Origin of the sequence: Thalassotalea litorea, from assembly GCF_043642205.1 — a bacterium.
Classification (GTDB): Bacteria; Pseudomonadota; Gammaproteobacteria; order Enterobacterales; family Alteromonadaceae; genus Thalassotalea_A; species Thalassotalea_A litorea.
In genome coordinates, this window is the sequence record NZ_JBHZSG010000003.1 from 82,361 (window position 1) to 100,610 (window position 18,250).

The 18,250-nt window shown below is 42.1% G+C and carries 16 protein-coding genes; 6 read left to right on the plus strand and 10 right to left on the minus strand.

Annotated features, from left to right (window positions below; translation table 11 throughout):
• Positions 1-14 precede the first annotated feature (14 nt).
• The 3 genes from coaE (at position 15) to ACHUFQ_RS02420 (ending at position 3,235) form a co-directional block, all read left to right on the plus strand.
• Positions 15-635 carry a dephospho-CoA kinase gene (gene coaE, locus ACHUFQ_RS02410; protein ID WP_394172641.1) on the plus strand — a complete coding sequence of 207 codons (621 nt, stop codon included), beginning with the start codon at positions 15-17 and terminating at the stop codon, positions 633-635.
• A gap of 462 nt (positions 636-1,097) precedes the next feature.
• Positions 1,098-1,844: a cell division protein ZapD gene (locus ACHUFQ_RS02415; RefSeq protein WP_394172643.1), complete on the plus strand. Its 747-nt coding sequence runs from the start codon at positions 1,098-1,100 to the stop codon at positions 1,842-1,844.
• A 119-nt stretch (positions 1,845-1,963) separates the two neighbouring features.
• On the plus strand, positions 1,964-3,235 hold the full coding sequence (locus ACHUFQ_RS02420; RefSeq protein ID WP_394172645.1) for an O-antigen ligase family protein: 1,272 nt from the start codon (positions 1,964-1,966) through the stop codon (positions 3,233-3,235).
• An 11-nt stretch (positions 3,236-3,246) separates the two neighbouring features.
• Here ACHUFQ_RS02420 and ACHUFQ_RS02425 read toward each other — a convergent pair whose 3' ends face one another.
• Positions 3,247-5,187, minus strand: a complete 1,941-nt coding sequence (locus ACHUFQ_RS02425; protein WP_394172646.1) for an LTA synthase family protein — start codon at positions 5,185-5,187, stop codon at positions 3,247-3,249.
• A gap of 80 nt (positions 5,188-5,267) precedes the next feature.
• Between ACHUFQ_RS02425 and yacG the strand changes: the two genes are divergently transcribed.
• A complete protein-coding gene (gene yacG / locus ACHUFQ_RS02430; protein WP_394172825.1) occupies positions 5,268-5,504 on the plus strand; it encodes a DNA gyrase inhibitor YacG in 237 nt (78 codons plus the stop codon).
• 239 nt (positions 5,505-5,743) lie between these two features.
• Here the strand turns inward: yacG and ACHUFQ_RS02435 are convergent, their stop codons facing one another.
• The gene (locus ACHUFQ_RS02435; protein WP_394172648.1) at positions 5,744-6,325 is read right to left on the minus strand and encodes a hypothetical protein; all 582 of its coding nucleotides are present in this window, start codon (positions 6,323-6,325) and stop codon (positions 5,744-5,746) included.
• A 393-nt stretch (positions 6,326-6,718) separates the two neighbouring features.
• Positions 6,719-7,597: a LysR substrate-binding domain-containing protein gene (locus ACHUFQ_RS02440; protein WP_394172650.1), complete on the minus strand. Its 879-nt coding sequence runs from the start codon at positions 7,595-7,597 to the stop codon at positions 6,719-6,721.
• A gap of 1,035 nt (positions 7,598-8,632) precedes the next feature.
• On the opposite strand from ACHUFQ_RS02440, the gene ACHUFQ_RS02445 reads away from it, so the two are divergent.
• Positions 8,633-9,160, plus strand: a complete 528-nt coding sequence (locus tag ACHUFQ_RS02445; RefSeq protein ID WP_394172651.1) for a DUF3465 domain-containing protein — start codon at positions 8,633-8,635, stop codon at positions 9,158-9,160.
• Positions 9,161-9,195: 35 nt separating this feature from the next.
• Here the strand turns inward: ACHUFQ_RS02445 and mutT are convergent, their stop codons facing one another.
• The 3 genes from mutT to ACHUFQ_RS02460 form a co-directional block, all read right to left on the minus strand.
• A complete protein-coding gene (gene mutT / locus ACHUFQ_RS02450) occupies positions 9,196-9,588 on the minus strand; it encodes an 8-oxo-dGTP diphosphatase MutT (protein ID WP_394172653.1) in 393 nt (130 codons plus the stop codon).
• A gap of 93 nt (positions 9,589-9,681) precedes the next feature.
• Positions 9,682-12,363, minus strand: coding sequence for a preprotein translocase subunit SecA (gene secA / locus ACHUFQ_RS02455; protein WP_394172655.1), 2,682 nt, complete (start codon positions 12,361-12,363; stop codon positions 9,682-9,684).
• Positions 12,364-12,449: 86 nt separating this feature from the next.
• The gene (locus ACHUFQ_RS02460; protein WP_394172657.1) at positions 12,450-13,352 is read right to left on the minus strand and encodes a M23 family metallopeptidase; all 903 of its coding nucleotides are present in this window, start codon (positions 13,350-13,352) and stop codon (positions 12,450-12,452) included.
• Positions 13,353-13,395: 43 nt separating this feature from the next.
• Here ACHUFQ_RS02460 and ACHUFQ_RS02465 point away from each other — a divergent pair, with 43 nt between their 5' ends.
• Complete coding sequence (locus ACHUFQ_RS02465; RefSeq protein ID WP_394172659.1) at positions 13,396-13,878, plus strand: DUF721 domain-containing protein; 483 nt, start codon at positions 13,396-13,398, stop codon at positions 13,876-13,878.
• A gap of 42 nt (positions 13,879-13,920) precedes the next feature.
• Here the strand turns inward: ACHUFQ_RS02465 and lpxC are convergent, their stop codons facing one another.
• From lpxC to ACHUFQ_RS02485, 4 genes are all read right to left on the minus strand, one after another.
• Positions 13,921-14,835, minus strand: coding sequence for a UDP-3-O-acyl-N-acetylglucosamine deacetylase (gene lpxC, locus ACHUFQ_RS02470; RefSeq protein ID WP_394172661.1), 915 nt, complete (start codon positions 14,833-14,835; stop codon positions 13,921-13,923).
• 199 nt (positions 14,836-15,034) lie between these two features.
• Positions 15,035-16,189, minus strand: coding sequence for a cell division protein FtsZ (gene ftsZ, locus ACHUFQ_RS02475; RefSeq protein WP_394172663.1), 1,155 nt, complete (start codon positions 16,187-16,189; stop codon positions 15,035-15,037).
• Between the two features lie 49 nt (positions 16,190-16,238).
• The gene (gene ftsA / locus ACHUFQ_RS02480) at positions 16,239-17,471 is read right to left on the minus strand and encodes a cell division protein FtsA (protein WP_394172826.1); all 1,233 of its coding nucleotides are present in this window, start codon (positions 17,469-17,471) and stop codon (positions 16,239-16,241) included.
• The gene (locus ACHUFQ_RS02485) at positions 17,464-18,243 is read right to left on the minus strand and encodes a cell division protein FtsQ/DivIB (protein ID WP_394172664.1); all 780 of its coding nucleotides are present in this window, start codon (positions 18,241-18,243) and stop codon (positions 17,464-17,466) included. Before ACHUFQ_RS02485 ends, ftsA begins: the two co-directional genes overlap by 8 nt.
• Positions 18,244-18,250 lie beyond the last annotated feature (7 nt).

Consider the following 18,250-nt stretch of genomic DNA (forward strand, 5'->3'; position numbering starts at 1 on the left):
AATGGAACCTTCTTTTGTCAAACCTTATTATCGGCTTAACCGGCGGCATTGGTTCCGGAAAAACTACCGTAGCAAATCTTTTTAAACGTTATGATATCGACATAATTGATGCTGATATCGTCGCTCGCCAGATCGTGGCTCAAGGTTCACACGCACTAGACAAAATAAAAGAGCATTTTGGTCACGACTACCTGTTAGACGATGGTCAGTTAAATCGCCCTAAATTGCGCACCAAGGTATTTCAAGATCCTGCAGCCAAAGCCTGGTTAAATGCCCTACTCCATCCTCTAATTCGCTCTGAGATGACTCGCCAGTGTCAAAACGCCAAAAGCCCATACTGCCTTCTGGTAGCACCGCTTTTAATTGAAAATGGACTTTATAAAACCGTCGATAAAGTTTTAGTGGTAGATATTTCAGAAGACGAGCAGATTCAACGAACCATGGTTCGGGACAATAATGATAAGGCTCAGGTCGAGGCGATCATGAAATCACAGTTAGCTCGTGAACAGCGACTAAAATTTGCCGATTACATCATTACCAATAACACCATTACCAATAACACCGGTGAACAACCATTACTCGAGAGTAAAGTTGAAGCACTACACCGACAATTCATTAAACTGATTAGCAGTTAGTTTTCGCGGTTAACATTGTTACTCGCAAAGCTCTAATTCTTGCTAATTAGAGCGACCATGACCAATGCCTTTATGCCACCACAGGTTACTTTAAGCTATTAGCACCTGACTAAGCGATTAACACACCAAGCGATGTTAAAAAAAGCTAATCTGCGCAATAAGTTACTTAACGGGCCGGAAACATTCGAATGTTTCATCATTATTCTCGATTAATTTTAGATTTATCACTTTTTAAGCAATTTTTTACTGTCGCAGTTATTAAAAACTTGTTAAATTAATAAAATGCGTTGATTTATCCGGTGTGGATCACAACAATTCTTATTCAAATGTTTGATATCAAAAGCGTTACTATCGTTTATTCGAACAGAGTTTAATTTTAAGAGTTGGAATAAGCCGTCAGAGTTTAATAAAAAATTGCGATATTTCCCCCAGATACGCGAAAAATAATAAGAAAAATAACCTATGTCTGAGATATTGTACGAGCATCCTTTAAATGAAAGGATCCGTAGTTACCTGAAATTAGAACAACTGTTCGAACAGGTACACGGGTCGCTTACTGACGACTTCGCCAATAGTTACCCTCTATTTTTTAATGCCCTGTTTGCAATTTTAGATTCGCTTGATCGTCATGATATTCGCGGCGATCTGATTAAAGATTTAGAAAAGTTAGAAAGAAGCCTTACGGCCTGGGGTAAATCTCCCGATGTCGATAATAAAACTCTGCAACAAAACCTTCATCAGGCTAAGGCTCTGTCGACCATATTTCGCTCGAAAAATCCACTTTGGGCGGAATTAAAACAGGATAAATTCCTCGATGGCCTGAGAAAACGATTTACCTTACAAGGTGCCTATTCTGGCTTTGATTTACCGGCGTTGACCTTTTGGTTTAACCAACCGCCCATTTTGATTCGAGAAGACATTAATCGTTGGCTTGCCGAGATTAACTGTTTAGAACGTGCGTTAGCTCTGGTTCTGAAATTTATACGCCAAAAATCCGAATTCGAACAAATTGAATCAAACAACAGTTTTTATCAGGATAGTGGCGAAGGCTTGTTAATGTTGCGAGTAAAGCTCACCAAAGGCGCTGATTATTTTCCAAGTGTCAGTGGCAATCGATTCCGCTATTCCATTCGCTTTATGGAACTTTGCGAGCAAAAAGGACAACAATATATTAATGATAAAGTGTCTTTTAAGCTAGCTAAATGCTGATTGTATGCAAAGACATGTTAGTTAGTAGTAATTATGCGAGAATTTCTGAAATAGGTTCTTTCAACCGATATTGATAGCTATTACTATAACCTTAACTTTATTTTTATCCATCACTCTCCATGACGTTAGCAAGATTCCTGCGGTTTGACCAAAACAAAACTATTTTTACGACACTGCTAAGTGTTACCTTTGCAATACTGTTTGTCGATGGCATTAACGCCTTTGAAACCACACATTGGGTAGCATTTTTCGAGGCTATTTTTATCGCTGTTTGGATACTCAGCAATGTCAAAGAAAGTCTTTACAGAATCAAAAAGATATTTTATAGCTCTAAACTAAAACTTATATGGCTATGGCTTTTAGCGGTAACGGTTTCTTGTGTGCAGTTGCAAATCCAATTTGCATCAACCGAACATCTAACAATTGCCAATACTCGCTATTTTTATTTGCTCGTCCATTTATTCTTCCTAGTTTCTGCCTACCTATTTTTATCCAGTGAAAAACTTGAAGGTGATAAAATTCTAATGATCATTCCTTGGGGAATGTTACTCATTTCTTTCTTTTATCTAATAATCATTAGCTCAGGTATTCACAGTAAAAGTATATTTGGCAACCCCCCGTTATTTTCCCATATACGCTACGCTGGTTACTTAGCGACGGTAGCTTGCGTTATTTCGATAGTACGGATAGTCAAAGGCATGGCTTTAACCGATGTTAAAATCGATGTATTTCTACTAATGATAAATTTTACGTTCTTATGTTGGCTTGGTGGTCGAGGCTCCGTGCTAGCAATTATTCTGACTATGATGCTTCTTCCGCTATTTTTTAATATCAAGACGATTCTAAAGCCACTTTTGCTAGTCTTTACTGTTTGTATTTTTTCACTAATGCTAGCTGAATATCTCAGTATTTTTCGATGGAATGGTTTAGGCCGATTTCTGTCGATTTTCTCTTCCGATATTTCCATAGATGAATATTCTTCGAGTCGGATATCAATTTGGATAGGGGCAATTAAAGGGTTTATAAATCAACCGGTTTTAGGGCTAGGTCCTGACGGCTACAAATTTATGACCGAAAGGGTATGGGGAATGCAGCCTCATAATGTGATAATACAGTTTTTAGTCGAATGGGGAGTTGTAGGTGCCAGCTTAATTTTAGCAATTATTTATAAATTTATTGCACTAATAGTCAAACATAGCCTTAGCTCTAAACAAGGTCTCAAGCTGTTATTACCCTCTGCAGTGTTTTTTTCACTTACATTCCATGGCCTTACTGACGGTACCTATTACCATGCACAACCGGTATTTATGATTATGTTATCTGTAGCGATAGCTCTCTCTATCATTTACCCGCGCTACAACGTAATCCAAACAAGTTTGAAAAATAGATGATATCAGCCAACCTATTCACCAGAGTAATATCCAGTTCTTTTGTTCAATGAAATAAAATTGATAAAGTAAGGTAATTGTTCTAGCCAAGGTTTGGTCGCTGGGTCCCAATTTTTGCAAGACATCTGTTCGATTTTATAACATGCACTTTTTGAGTTACTACAATAATCTGCGGAACTATGACACAGGGTGGTTCCCACTTTAACCCCGTATTCATTTGTGCCAGTGTAGAATATCGGACGTTGAATTTCCTCAGCATTATCCCCCAAAAATGGACGCCCCAAAAACGATTGTTCAATATTAATATCCAGCAAAGCCAAAATTGTTGGAGCAATATCAAGGTGACTCAATTGAGTTTCAATAACTCGTGGGGTCAGAGTATGCTCGTAAATTAACATTGGCGTTCGATAAAACAGTTCATTTTTTTCAGCATCACCCAGATCATCAGGAAAAACCTTAGCCCCATGATCCCCGGTAATGACCAATATCGTGTTTTCAGCTAAAGGGCTGCGTTTAAATGCATCAAAAAACTGACCTAAAGCATAATCCGCGTAATATACTGAACGATGGTACAAAGCTAACTCGTTGTCTCCTAAATCAATCAATTGCTTAGGAAAAACAAATTCATGAAAATCCCAGTTAAAAGGCAAATGGTTTGACAACGTTAGTATTTCCGCCATAAATGGCTTTGAAGTGTTGTTAAGCACTTGTAGAGCATGTTTGAATACCGTCTCATCATTAACTCCCCAGCCTATATAATGCTCTTCATTCAAATTCAGTTGGTCAAAGTATTCTGAATCAAAAATGTGTTTAAACCCGATACTTGGATGAAAAACGTCTCGATTATAAAAGGCTTTTTCGTTTCCGTGAAACCAACTAGTTTCGTAGCCTCGATCCAATAGCATTTTGGGTAAACACGGCTTATTGATTTTTCCATACAAAGTAGCATAGGGCACTGGATTATTTATATCGTATACACCACAAAGAATCGCTTGCTCGGACATAACTGTATAGTTAGAAGTTGAATAAGCGTTGCTAAGTTTAATAGATTGCTTAGCGATCCTGTTATAGTTAGCCGTTAATTCTATATCACCTATCATTAACGTAGTTTCCCAAGCCCGAAAACTCTCGAGCACGATAAGTATTACATTTTTCCGGTTTCCCTGTTCATTAGTATTTAAAGCATTGGGCTTATATTTAAACGGATTCAGATTGGAAGGGAGATGCTCAAAGCCTTTATAAGGCAATATAAAATCGGGAAATTTGGAGTAATGGTATGGTTCTGGCAGAGTATCGACTGCGTTGCTTAGTACCGCTGATGCGAGGGCATACTCCTGCAAATCTTTATTGTTGCGTTTTTCCAATGGTTCAAACATTGGTGTTGAGCGAACAAAATACAACAACGGGTTTTGTTTTTGATAGTATTCTCTATCAATTATTGAGATTCCCAGAGGATTAAGTAGATGTATTTGTGATTTCAGATGTATCTGGTTCACGGCCGCTATAGCTAAAGCAGATCCACATAATATCGCTACCTGATACAATGGAACTGGCTTTAAATAAGATACTGCATTTCGGTAAAAAAAGGATATGCTGATTAACGATAAAAGTCCTAAAAATAACAGCCAGGGACTTACAAAATTTTTAGCCGCAATTAATAACTCACCAAATAAAGCAATAGCTTCATATTCGATAAAACCGCCGAAATGTTGATAATACTCAAAACTTACCTTTAAAAAGATAAAAATAATGATTTGAATCATCAATAATATTGCTAGGGCAATCCTTCCGAATAAACTAAGCAAAAAAATTGATAGCGCAAATACACACAAAGATAGATTTATACTATCTAAGATCGCGAGAAACTGACTATTAAAGCCAAAAAATAATGATAACAAAAAAGGAATAAGGCTAGAAATTAACGAAGCGTAGAAAAGTTTTTTAATTGGAGACATAATATTTGGTAATTTTTATAAAGATATCGGCAAATATCAGGTAAAATCAGCAATGAGATTCAACGTGACCGGAGGCTTCCATTAGTACTATTGTCAATTGTCCAACCTGCCAAGCACAGGTCAAATGGATAAAAGAAAATCAGTTTCGCCCTTTTTGCTCAAAACGTTGCCAACTAATCGACTTAGGAGATTGGGCTGACGAAAACCACAAAATATCACAACCTATGCAAAACAACGAGCCTTTAAATGAAGAAATGCTGGATGCGTTAGAGCAAGAGTTTTTACAGCACAATAAATTTTTTGTAGAACCAGAATAGCAGCGAGTTTTGAGAATAAAGTGGTAAGCGATAAGTGGTGAGTGGTGAGTGGTGAGTGGTGAGTATTTACAATACGTTAGCAGTTTGAACCCATCTCATCACTTATAGAAGCAGCGAATGGTTTAACTACAACCATTCGCTTTCGTTGTTGAGCGGGCATATTTTTAACCTCGTTATCCTTTAAGCGTACTTTGACCGACATCTGATTCAGTCAAATCCAGAGAAAACATTACTCTGGGTTAAGGATTAACCTGAGATTTCAAATAAGCCACGTTCAAGCGAGTTAAGTTATCCATCACGATGTCATCATCACTATACTCAAGCGCTTTACTCAAATCGGTAAATGCCCCAAGCGTGTCATCCAAAAAGTATCGGACAATCGCGCGATTACTGTATGCCAATGCAGAGAGATATCGTGATTTATGGGTATTATCAAAGCTGGATACCGTGCTAATCGCCTCACTACAGGCCGATTTCGCTGACTCATACTCGCCGGTTTTAATGTGCAGAGCGCACAGTCCCATCGCTTTCTCGTAATACTCTGAGGTTTGGGCTGCTGCCGAGTTTAATTCTGAAGCCCCGGTGGCAAATTCACCCGATAAAATCGCATCACTGCCTGGTGCATTCTTTACAACCGCAACTTTAAACGGCTGCTCTAGCGAGGACAGCTCAGACGCTTCAATCCCAGCAGAAGTTGCAAGAATCGAAAACAATAACGCTTTGTACGAGTAACGGCTTTTTCGTGTGGATTTATTGCCAGAGCTAACCATGGCTTTACCAGAAGCTTTCCCCGCCTTTTTACTAAGTGCCTTGTTAGACATAATATTTTCCTCCATAAGGTTTGGTTCATGTCTTTGTCAGTAACAGCTGACAATGCAACTTTAGTGAAAACAGACCAAACCTGACAAACGAAAAATGTTGAGGTGCAAGGATGAAATTTATTCAATCCCCTGAATACGGGATAAGAATCATGCTGAGTCGTTGTACGAATCCGTACAGCGATGGCCCCTGATGTATTTGTACTATAAAATGTTGGGTGTATGGATGTGCTGGGTGTATAGATTTGTCGGTTGTCTGTGGTGGGCTTTATAAGCGTAGCAAAGACAGAATATTTAAGTAAAAAAAAATAGGCGGCTCCATCATTGCTGGGCCGCCAGATAATTCAATTCCCAGGGGTTTTATAAAGCATCAAGGAAAATTGTCCCCTTTGCATCCTAAGATTCTGAAAACGTTTGTTTCACCCACCCGGCGAACGTTTCAAGCTCTTCGGAGTTTTCAATGTTTTCGTGCTGAAGAAGGTAGTAGCGATCATTGGTTAACAACTCTTGCTCGAATAAGCGAACAAGATGTTGCTCCTGAAACCAGCTTTGACTAATTGGCATAGGAACCAAGGCGATCCCCATGCTCTGCTGCGCCGCTCGAGCCAGTCCGAACATACTATCAAACTGAATAATCTGCTTAGGATCAAAGTCGGCGATACCCGCTCTTTCCGCCCATTGATGCCAGGACCATGGTCGCGACTGGTGCAAGATTAACGGCACGTTTTTTAACGCCTTATAGCCTTCCTGAGCGTATTTTCGGTATAAACGTTTGCTACATGCCGGCACATAACGCAACGGGAACAAATCCGTCACGATACTGCCATTGGGTTTACCATTGGCCAACACAACACTTAAGTCCCCTTTTGCAGGTGGAGCACCGACTTTTGCCGTTTCAAGCTGAAGGTTAATGTCTGGGTTTAATTCCGTCCATTCACTTAACCTAGGAACAAATAACTCACTCGCAAAAAACTCTGGAAGACTGACGGTAATGGTTTTATTTTGCTGGCTATTGGTAAAGTCGGAAATTGTCGTTTCCAAATCAGTGATAATAGGCTGGACCGCCTTGTAAAATTGCTTACCAGCATTGGTTAGTTCGATTGATCGTGTCTGGCGCTTGAATAAATCGGTGCCCAATTGATCCTCAAGCTGCTTAATTTGATGACTAACGGCAGAAGGCGTAAGGAATAGCTGCCCAGCGGCATGTTTAAAGCTTAAGCACTTGGCAGCGATACAAAAAGATCTGAGTCCACGAATTGGTGTTTGAACGGCCATAATAGATAATATATGTTATTGGAATTCACTATTGATAAAGCAATTCTTGCGCCAATTTAAAACTCATTTATTTAATTGAATTTTCGCTTGTTTTTCATACTTTCTGCTGCTTTTATCACAATTCCCAAGAAAACAGATGCACCATCACAACTCACTCGCACCATAAAGGTGCGCAACTTGATTTTGAGATAGTTGATGTGAGGGTGGCAATCTACCTGCCCCATATACGTTGCTTTACTAATAATTTGGGCACTTAACGTTTCGGGCAAGCAGATGGTTTGCAGATAATGCTCGATGAATATTGACACTAGGATAACAAGGTGGGAAGTCCTTACTACTGCCGTCCATGGCTCGTAAGGATAAGTGTATCCATGTGGCACACACATGCATCAGGCCATCCATGTGATGCAGTGTACCTACTTCATTTCGGCCGTCGACAGTACAGGTAGAAATTATGTTCCTGACAATTTCTACATACCTATATCCATATACGCAACACTGTCGACATACCTACTTCCATGTACACACATGCATCAGGCCATCCATGTGATGCAGTGACCTACTTCATTTCGGCCGTCGACAGTACAGGTAGAAATTATGTTCCTGACAATTTCTACATACCTATATCCATATACGCAACACTGTCGACATACCTACTTCCATGTACACACATGCATCAGGCCATCCATGTGATGCAGTGTACCTACTTCCATGTAGGAAACCCTTACTAGCACCGTCCATGGCTCGTAAGGATAAGTGCATCCATGCACAAAAAAAAAGGGCATCAAAGATGCCCTATAAAAAAACCAAATGATACTTTGAAAAATCTGGGGAGATTTTGAAAGCAAAGTTAGAGTAAACAATCTAACTTATTTCCACAAACGAGAAGAACTAACCTAACAAATCAATTTTTTTCACTTATCATTAGTGGGGATGGCCGCGTTACGCGGTTAACATAGCAATTTCGCGTTTCTCATCCATATGCGATAATTTTCTAGAAGATTATTTAAAAAGTCAGAGTATTTCAAAAGCCTTATGCCCAGAAAAAACAACATCAATGTTAAAAATATTAGCGCAGGCATTATTTGCGTATTAATCGTCGTTTATATTATTAACCGCCCAACCACCGATTCTCCCGCTGTAGATGCCAATAACTCAATAGCGCAACACACATCTGAGAATCAATCTGCAGGTGCTAAACCGACTAACCAAGCAAATGATAAAGCCGGCGATATAGAAGTTATTGAGCAGGCTTTTAAACACAAGCAGAGCGATTTGCAAGTACAGGCGCAAGGGGTGGTTGAAAAAACCTTAACCGATGATAATAAAGGCAGCCGACACCAACGTTTCATCCTTCGCCTGACTCCTTCACTTACGGTACTTATTGCACACAATATCGACCTTGCTCCTAAAATCGAAAATCTAAGAGCAGGGGATAAGGTAGAATTTTATGGCGAATATGAATGGAATCCTAAAGGTGGGGTTATTCACTGGACCCATCACGACCCCAACAACAAGCATGTAGACGGGTGGTTAAAGCATCACGGAAGGATTTATCAGTAACCCTAAAACGTTGCTAAAACGATTTTAAAACCTTTCTATAACGTGTCTTTAAGTTTTGCGACAATGGCGTCATTGGCTTTGGGAAAATCTAAATTGGATAAGTCATCGAGCAAAAACCAGCCTTGCTCCATACCTTCTTGAGATTCTGGCTCACCATTAAACTGATCAACCAGGAAGACTTCGAGTAGCACCGACTTATCTTCATAATCATGGGCAATTTCCATTAATGGGCGCATCGCCAGGGTATCAATTGCAACCTCTTCCATCAGCTCTCGATGCAACGCCTGATGCACGGTTTCATTATCTTCAACCTTACCGCCGGGAAACTCCCACTTACCGCCCTGATGCTGATGTTGATGACGTCGAGTCAGAAATACTTTGTTATTTTTGAGGATCACACCTACGGCGACATGTACACGTTTTTTCATCTTTACCCTGGCTCACGTTCGCAACAATGATTTTTGTTTATAAAAAAGGCCGGAAATCCCAGCCTTAGTATCTGCTAAAACGCCTTAATTGCGCTAGCTAAGCTTGCCGTGGCATTGCTTATATTTTTTACCCGAACCACACGGACATGGGTCGTTACGACCAACACGCTGCGCTGGAGGCTCAGATACAAGAGGCCCTGCCGATTCATGTTGCAGTTTTTGCTGCATTTCGGCTTGCTTACGACGCTGTTCTTCTAATGCATCAACATCGGATTGTTGCTGAATTCGAACTTTAGAAAGCACACTCACTACGTCATACTTTAAGTTTTCAAGCATGTCAGAGAACAAGGCGAAAGACTCTTTCTTGTACTCTTGCTTAGGATTCTTTTGAGCATAACCACGCAAATGGATACCTTGGCGTAAGTGATCCATCGCTGCAAGATGCTCTTTCCAGTGAGAATCCAGGCTTTGTAACATAATGGCTTTTTCGATTTGTCTCAGAGCATCGGCACCAACCTGCTCTTCTTTTGCCAAATAGGCTTGTTCAACGCTATCGATGATTTTATCGCGCAAAGACTCTTCATGCAGTTTGTCATCGTCTTCAAGCCATTTAGCAATCGGTAAATCAATTGCCAGCTCACCGCGAAGTTGTTCTTCCAGGCCTTGCACATCCCACATTTCTTCCAACGATTGTGGTGGAATATGTTGCGCAATCATACCGGATAATACGTCTTCGCGTACTACCTTGATAGTTTCACCAATATCGCCGTCTTCGAGCAACTCATTGCGTTGCTCATAGATAACCTTACGTTGATCGTTAGCAACATCATCATACTCTAACAACTGCTTACGAATGTCGAAGTTACGTCCCTCTACTTTACGCTGTGCATTTTCAATACTGCGTGTTACCCAGGGATGTTCGATAGCTTCGCCATGCTCCATACCCAGTTTACGCATCATATTGGCAATTCGTTCTGACGCGAATATACGCATCAAACCATCTTCCATTGAAAGATAAAAGCGTGTAGAACCAGGATCACCCTGACGGCCGGAACGACCGCGTAATTGGTTATCAATACGACGAGATTCATGGCGCTCGGTAGCAATAATATGCAATCCACCAAGCTCTAATACTTTATTATGCTCTTCCTGCCATTGCTCAGTAATTTTGGCAATTTGCGCCTCATCAGCGCCGTCAACTTTTTCCAATTGTGAGGATAAGTTGCCCCCTAACACAATATCTGTACCACGACCGGCCATGTTGGTCGCAATCGTTACCGCGCCAATTTTACCCGCTTGGGCAACAATCTCGGCTTCTTCCGCATGGAATTTAGCATTCAGAACTTTATGTTTAATTTTTTCTTTCTTGAGAAATCTGGCAAGCAGTTCTGAAGTTTCAATACTGATGGTACCTACAAGAACCGGTTGGCCACGCTCAACACAATCTTTAATATCAGCAAGTATGGCTTCAAATTTTTCTTCGGTAGTCAGATAAATTAAATCCGCCATATCGTCTCGAACCATAGGACGGTTGGTTGGAATAACGACGGTTTCTAAACCATAGATATGATTAAATTCGAATGCTTCAGTATCTGCAGTACCTGTCATACCTGACAGTTTTTCATAAAGACGGAAGTAATTCTGGAAGGTGATCGAGGCTAATGTCTGGTTTTCGTTCTGAATGTTAACGCCTTCTTTGGCTTCTACCGCCTGATGCAGACCTTCAGACCAACGACGTCCTTCCATTGTCCGGCCAGTATGCTCATCAACGATAACGATTTCGCCATCTTTAACGATGTAATCGACATCTTTTTGGAACAGTTTGTGGGCACGCAACGCCGCCATTACGTGATGTAATAACGAAATGGATGCCGCCGCATATAAAGATTCCGTTTCTTGCAACAGGCCTCGCTCTTGCAAAATCTCTTCTACTCGAACCTGTCCACGCTCGGTCAGATACACCTGCTTGGCTTTTTCATCAATGGTGTAATCACCAGTGCTATCTTCACCTTCTTGATCTTCCTCGGCCTGAACTTCTAAAAGAGGCACGATTTGATCGATCATCTTGTACAACTCTGAGCTATCTTCGGCCTGACCAGAGATAACCAGTGGGGTTCGCGCTTCATCGATTAAGATGGAGTCGACCTCATCGATAATAGCGTAATTTAATGGGCGTTGAACGCGTTGAGCCGGAGAGAACGCCATATTATCGCGCAGATAATCGAAACCAAATTCGTTGTTGGTACCGTATGTAATATCTGCTGCATAAGCGGCTTGTTTTTCTTCCTGGGAGATATTGGGAATATTGCAACCGACGGTCAATCCGAGAAATTCAAATAACGGTCGAGACCAGTCGGCATCACGTTTTGCCAGATAATCATTGACGGTAATGACGTGCACACCTTTACCTGTCAATGCATTTAAATAGGCTGGAAGCGTTGCGGTCAGGGTTTTACCTTCACCGGTGCGCATCTCGGCAATTTTGCCCTGATGCAATACCGTACCACCAATCATTTGTACGTCAAAGTGGCGCATACCAAACACACGAACAGACGCTTCGCGAACTACGGCAAATGCTTCATTCAATAAGTTAGCAATCGACTCACCGTTTTCAATACGCTCTTTAAATTCTGCTGTTTTTGCTTTTAGTTCTTCATCAGACAGGCTTTGCAGGCTTTCTTCCAGTGCATTAATTTTTTTTACGTCTTTTTGCATTTGTTTGAGCAATCGATCATTACGACTACCAAACATCTTCGTCATCATTTTTACAAACATGTTAATCTAAACCGTTTCCCTGAAACCCAGTTTCAGTTTCAATATTTATAAACTTTGTAAGTTTATTGCTTAAGCTGTTGATGTGTTTACTTTTTGGCTTTTCTGTAAACGTACTTAATCGGGTTAATTTGTTGATTACCGCGCAGGATTTCGTAATGAACGTGTGGACCTGTTGAGCGACCTGTACTACCCATTCGAGCAATGACTTGCCCTTTACTTACCACATCACCAACTTTTACTAATAGGGCACTATTATGCCCATATCTGGTCTTAAAGCCAGTACCATGATCAATTTCTATTAAATTTCCATAGCCATAGCGCTCTGACGCCCAACTCACTACCCCGGAACCGGTGGCAATCACCTCTGCATTTTCCTTGCCAGCAAAGTCGACACCTTTATGCATGGTTGGATTACCATTGAATGGATCCTTACGGATACCATAGTAGGAAGAAAGCCAACCACTGGAAATGGGTCTACCGGATAAGTAACTGCTATCTTCTATGTGGTGACCAAGGGCGAGAGATTCAAGTAGGTTAAATTGATTTTGTTGTTGTTCTACATTTAAAGCCAGAGCGCCTAGTTGAGATTCCAGCTCTGACAATGAGCTTTCACTCTCAAACGGGACGGTTTGTAATGGACCTCCCGAGGGTAAAGTGCTCATATTGAATTCATCTTCCGGGATATTTGAATCTTCTGCCAGACGTTTGGCTAAGGCATTAAGACGCAATACGTGACTTTGTAATTCCGCCAATCTAGCGGTTAATGCCGTAACTTGCAGTGCATCATGATTTATTTCACTTGCAGGTGATTGCTGGGCATCAAACAGAGCGGCCTCTAGATGTACCGGTACTTCTGTGGGCTTGATGATCCAATGCACCGCCAGACCGGACAATAGCGTAAAGCTGGCCAAAATCGCTACCCAGCGTGCTTTGCTTAGGCGCAATGAAAAACGAACATTCTTTCCACGGTATAAAACTGTTAAACTCATAATTATTATTCTTTCATGCTTGCTTTGGATTTAGCGTTTAATCATGTCCCGTATCGAAAAAACACCTCAAGATTTGGCCAAGTTAATCAGCGAATCTTCTGGCAGCCTTGCTGGCTTTAGCGCCAAAGCAAAAACACTGCAATCGTTAACGTCTATTATCGCCAACATTTGTCCGGATATTCCAGAGGAAATTTGGCAAGTAGCTAATTGTAGACAAGAAACAGTGATATTAGAAGTCAAATCAGCTGTTTGGGGGCAAAGATTACAATTTGAACGAAATCGAATTTGTCAGCAAATATCCCAGGCCAGCGACGGCCAGCTAACCAAACTTGAACTTAAAATAAACCCCTATGGTCATCAGCGCGACGCTGAGCCTGACGTTCATGCCCCGCCCGTGCAAAAAACCTCAAAACATATGTCAAAAAATACCGCTGAGCAGCTAAATATGGTGGCTAAAAATGCGCCGGCAGGATTGCAGGAAAAAATACGAAAGCTGGCAAGGCATGCCAATAAGAACGAAAAGTAAGGACATTAAAAAACCGGGTTAAACCCGGTTTTTATTGAAACATTAGTTGTGGACGAGTGCGTCCTGATACGCGATAGGTGCCGGCGTATTATCTTCATAGGTCACCCACTCCCAGTTTTCACGTTGTTTGAACACTTCTCTTAGTAATAAGTTGTTCAAACCGTGTCCTGATTTATAGGCGTTCAATTCACCAAGAATACTGACACCTGACATATACAAGTCACCGATAGCATCGAGGATCTTATGCTTGACGAATTCGTCGTCATAACGCAAATCATCCGCATTAAGCATGCGGTACTCATCTAATACGATGGCATTTTCCAGACTACCGCCTAACGCCAGATTATGAGAGCGTAAAAACTCAATATCTTTCATAAAGCCGAATGTGCGAGCACGGCTAATTTCTTTGATAAACGAGTTGCTGGACAAATCCATACTCATGGTTTGTGCGGTATTAGCAATAACCGGATGATCAAAGTCGATAGCAAAATTTACCTTAAAGCCTTCATATGGGCGAAGTTCTGCCCATTTGTCACCTTCTTCAACACGAATGGTATTTTTAATACGTAAGAAACGTTTAGCAACATTCGCTTCCTCAATACCCACGGTTTGGATCAAGTAAACAAAAGGTAATGCGCTGCCATCCATAATTGGGATTTCCGGGGAATCGACATCGATGATCAAGTTATCAATACCTAGACCTGCAACGGCGGCAAGCAAGTGTTCAACGGTGGAAATTTGAACACCCTGTTCATTAACCAGACAGGTACACAACGTCGTCTCGCCCACTGCTTCAGGGCAAGCCTTGATATCAACGACGGGATCCAGGTCTACACGGCGAAAAATAATGCCAGTATTGGCAGGAGCAGGACGGAGAGTGATCTGCACCTTTTCACCTTTATGTAAACCGACACCTGTGGCCGAAATACTATCTTTAATCGTACGTTGTTTAATCATAATTCGCCTTAATGCTGCGCAAAATTAATCTTCTTCTATTCACTCATCGAGGGGCCAATCTGCTTTAAAACAGTTCAGACCAGTGAGCCGGGGGCGTAATATACCAAAACTCGCTTTATCAGTCAAAATTCGCCCACCTTGATTACAAAAAATAACAAACAATCAGGTAGTTAGCTTTATCCAGAAAACCGCTCTTTGCTTAGTCAGCCTGCTTACGTAAAAAAGCAGGAATATCCAGATAATCCGGATCCGCACTGCTCGAAGGTTGCGGTGCGACCTTTTCTTCCACGTATGGATTGCTGACCGGCTCTGGTTGAGCGTTTCCGGCAAAACCACCGTTAACGACCATAGGCTCCTGAGCTGGCTTGTTTGGCACGATTGTAATTTCTGGCTTTTGCGCAATGCCAATACCGGTAGCAACAACCGTTACCCGCAATTCATCGGACATTTCAGGGTCAATGACGGCACCAACAACAACCGTTGCATTCTCTGATGCAAACGCTTTAACTGCATTACCAACGGTTTCGAATTCATCAATGCTAATGTCCATACCGGCAGTAATATTTACGAGAATGCCGCGAGCGCCAGCAAGATCAACATCTTCCAGTAATGGACTGGAAATAGCAGCTTCTGCCGCTTCTTCCGCGCGATCTTCACCAGATGCAATGCCAGAGCCCATCATCGCAGTGCCCATTTCCGACATTACGGTACGCACATCCGCGAAATCCACGTTGATTAGACCTGGGCGGGTAATTAATTCGGCAATACCTTGTACAGCACCTAACAAAACATTATTGGCGGCTTTAAACGCATCCAATAAGCTTGTACCCGGGCCCAACACTTTTAGAAGTTTTTCATTAGGTATTGTGATTAATGAATCAACGTTGCCAGCAAGAAATTCAATACCTTGCTCAGCGTAATTCATACGCTTCTTACCTTCGAATGGGAAAGGTTTAGTCACCACGGCCACCGTTAAGATGCCCATTTCTTTGGCCACTTCCGCGACAACAGGCGCAGCACCTGTGCCCGTACCACCGCCCATACCAGCAGCGATGAATATCATATCGGACCCTTGCAGAGTCTGACGTATGGTTTCACGGTCTTCTTCTGCAGCACGTCGTCCGATTTCCGGATTGGCGCCAGCACCTAAGCCCTTGGTGACATCAGCCCCCAATTGCAAAGTAATATTTGCAGATGAATTGCGTAAAGCCTGGGAATCAGTATTCGCTGTGATAAACTCAACCCCTTCAATGGTCTGGCTTACCATATGCTCCACCGCATTACCGCCGCCGCCACCGACACCGATAACTTTGATGACCGCTTCCTCGTTGTGGTCGTCCATTAGTTCAAACATAGTTCTCTCCGTCTTTGTTACTTTTTTTGTTCCACCAAAAACTGTATTTTTAAAATTCCTTTAACAGGGAACGAAACTTGGCCCAAAGTCCCGCCATTCGCTCTGTATTACCTGTTTCAGCACCACCCTGATTGCTGTGCTGCAAACCGTAGTGGAGCAAACCCACTACTGTACTATAACTTGGGTCGTTTACATAGTCCGTTAAGCCCTGAATATTCAACGGCGTACCGATACGCACCGGCATTTGAAATATTTCTTCGGCAAACTCAACGACACCTTCCATTTTCGCGGTTCCACCGGTTAGAACAATCCCCGCAGCAATTTGATCTTCAAGGCCGGTTTCACGCAGTTCTTCCTGAATCAGTTCGAACAGTTCATGATACCTAGGTTCAACCACTTCTGCTAGTGTATGACGCGACATACTTCGTGCCGGACGCCCGCCTACACTTGGGACCTCGATATTTTCTTCCATCGACACCATCTGCCGCAAGGCACAGGCGTATTGTACCTTGATTTCTTCAGCATGACTCAACGGTGTGCGAAATATTTTTGCAATATCACTACTAACCTGATTACCGCCAACGGCTATAACCGCACTGTGGCGTAACGCGCCACCAGTAAAGACTGAAATGTCCATGGTGCCAGCGCCCATATCAACAACACAAACGCCTAGCTCTTTTTCATCATCCGTCAGCACCGCATAACTTGAGGCAAGGGCTGAGAAAATCAACTGGTCAGCATGTAAATCGCAGCGTTCCACACATTTAACAATATTGCGAGCCATATCATTGGCACAGGTGACAATATGGACTTTTGCTTCCATACGCACTCCAGACATGCCGATCGGGCTTTTTATCCCTTCCTGACAATCCACCGTGTATTCCTGAGGAAGTACATGCAGCATACGGCGCTCCGCCGATAACGGCACTGAGCGGGCAGTATGAATCACGTTATCCACGTCTTCTTGCATCACTTCGCTGTCGTTAATCGGTACCATGCCATTTTCGTTCTGACACTTAATGTGTTTGCCGGATATACCCAGATAGACGTTACCAATACGACAATCGGACATTAATTCGGCTTCATTGATGGCACGCTGAATCGACTGCATCACCAAGTGCAAATCATTTACACCGCCTTTATCCATGCCCCGTGCGGCATGATGCCCAACACCGACAATGCTTAAGGTATTATCGGGGGTGACTTCACCAACAACGGCAACAATTTTCGAAGTGCCGATGTCCAGTCCAACTACTAAATTTCTTTCCAATGCTTTAGGCATTACCATTGTGCTCTTCTTTTTGTTGTTTGGGTTTAAAACCGACGGCCAAACCTGTGTCATAGCGCAAATCGACATAGTCGACTTGCAATTGTTCTGTTTGCTGAGCCTTAATTTGCGGGTAGGCGTCCATATATCGTTGTAACCGCTTCACCCTGTCTTCACGACCCAGATTTAAATACACGCCATCAGACAATGTAAGCTGCCAGGCGAAGCGTTCGGTTAATACCAACTCACTTATATCCGATTGTATAAACGTCAGTAATTCATTCAGGTTGCGGTAATTTTCCAGTGCGACTTTTTCACTTCCCTCAGGACCGAACAGTTTTGGCAATGGCTCTTGTACCCGTTCCTGAGCCGCCTGAAATATCGTCCCATGCTCATTGATAAAAAAATCGGAATTCCATTGTGCCACAGGGTTTTGATCTTCGACATACACCCGAAGCTCATTTGGCCATTGTTTACGAACCGTAGCCGAATACACCCAGGGCAAGGCTTCAATTTGCATCTGAACCTGATTCACATCGAGCTGGAAAAAGTTATCAAGTTTGGCGCGTGTTATGGCGGCCACAATTTCATCTTGTCGGGTAAAAGGTGTATGACCATTTATCACTAAAGAGGAAACCGGTGCGACATTTTCCTGCATCATGCCCTGTAATACGCGTGTCAATCCGAACAGTAACCCGATACAGGTGACAATAAAAAATACCAGCCCCAGCCAAAACCTGACGGTTGGCTGTGTTCCAGTATCTGTTATCGTCAACTCACGACTCATGCTATTT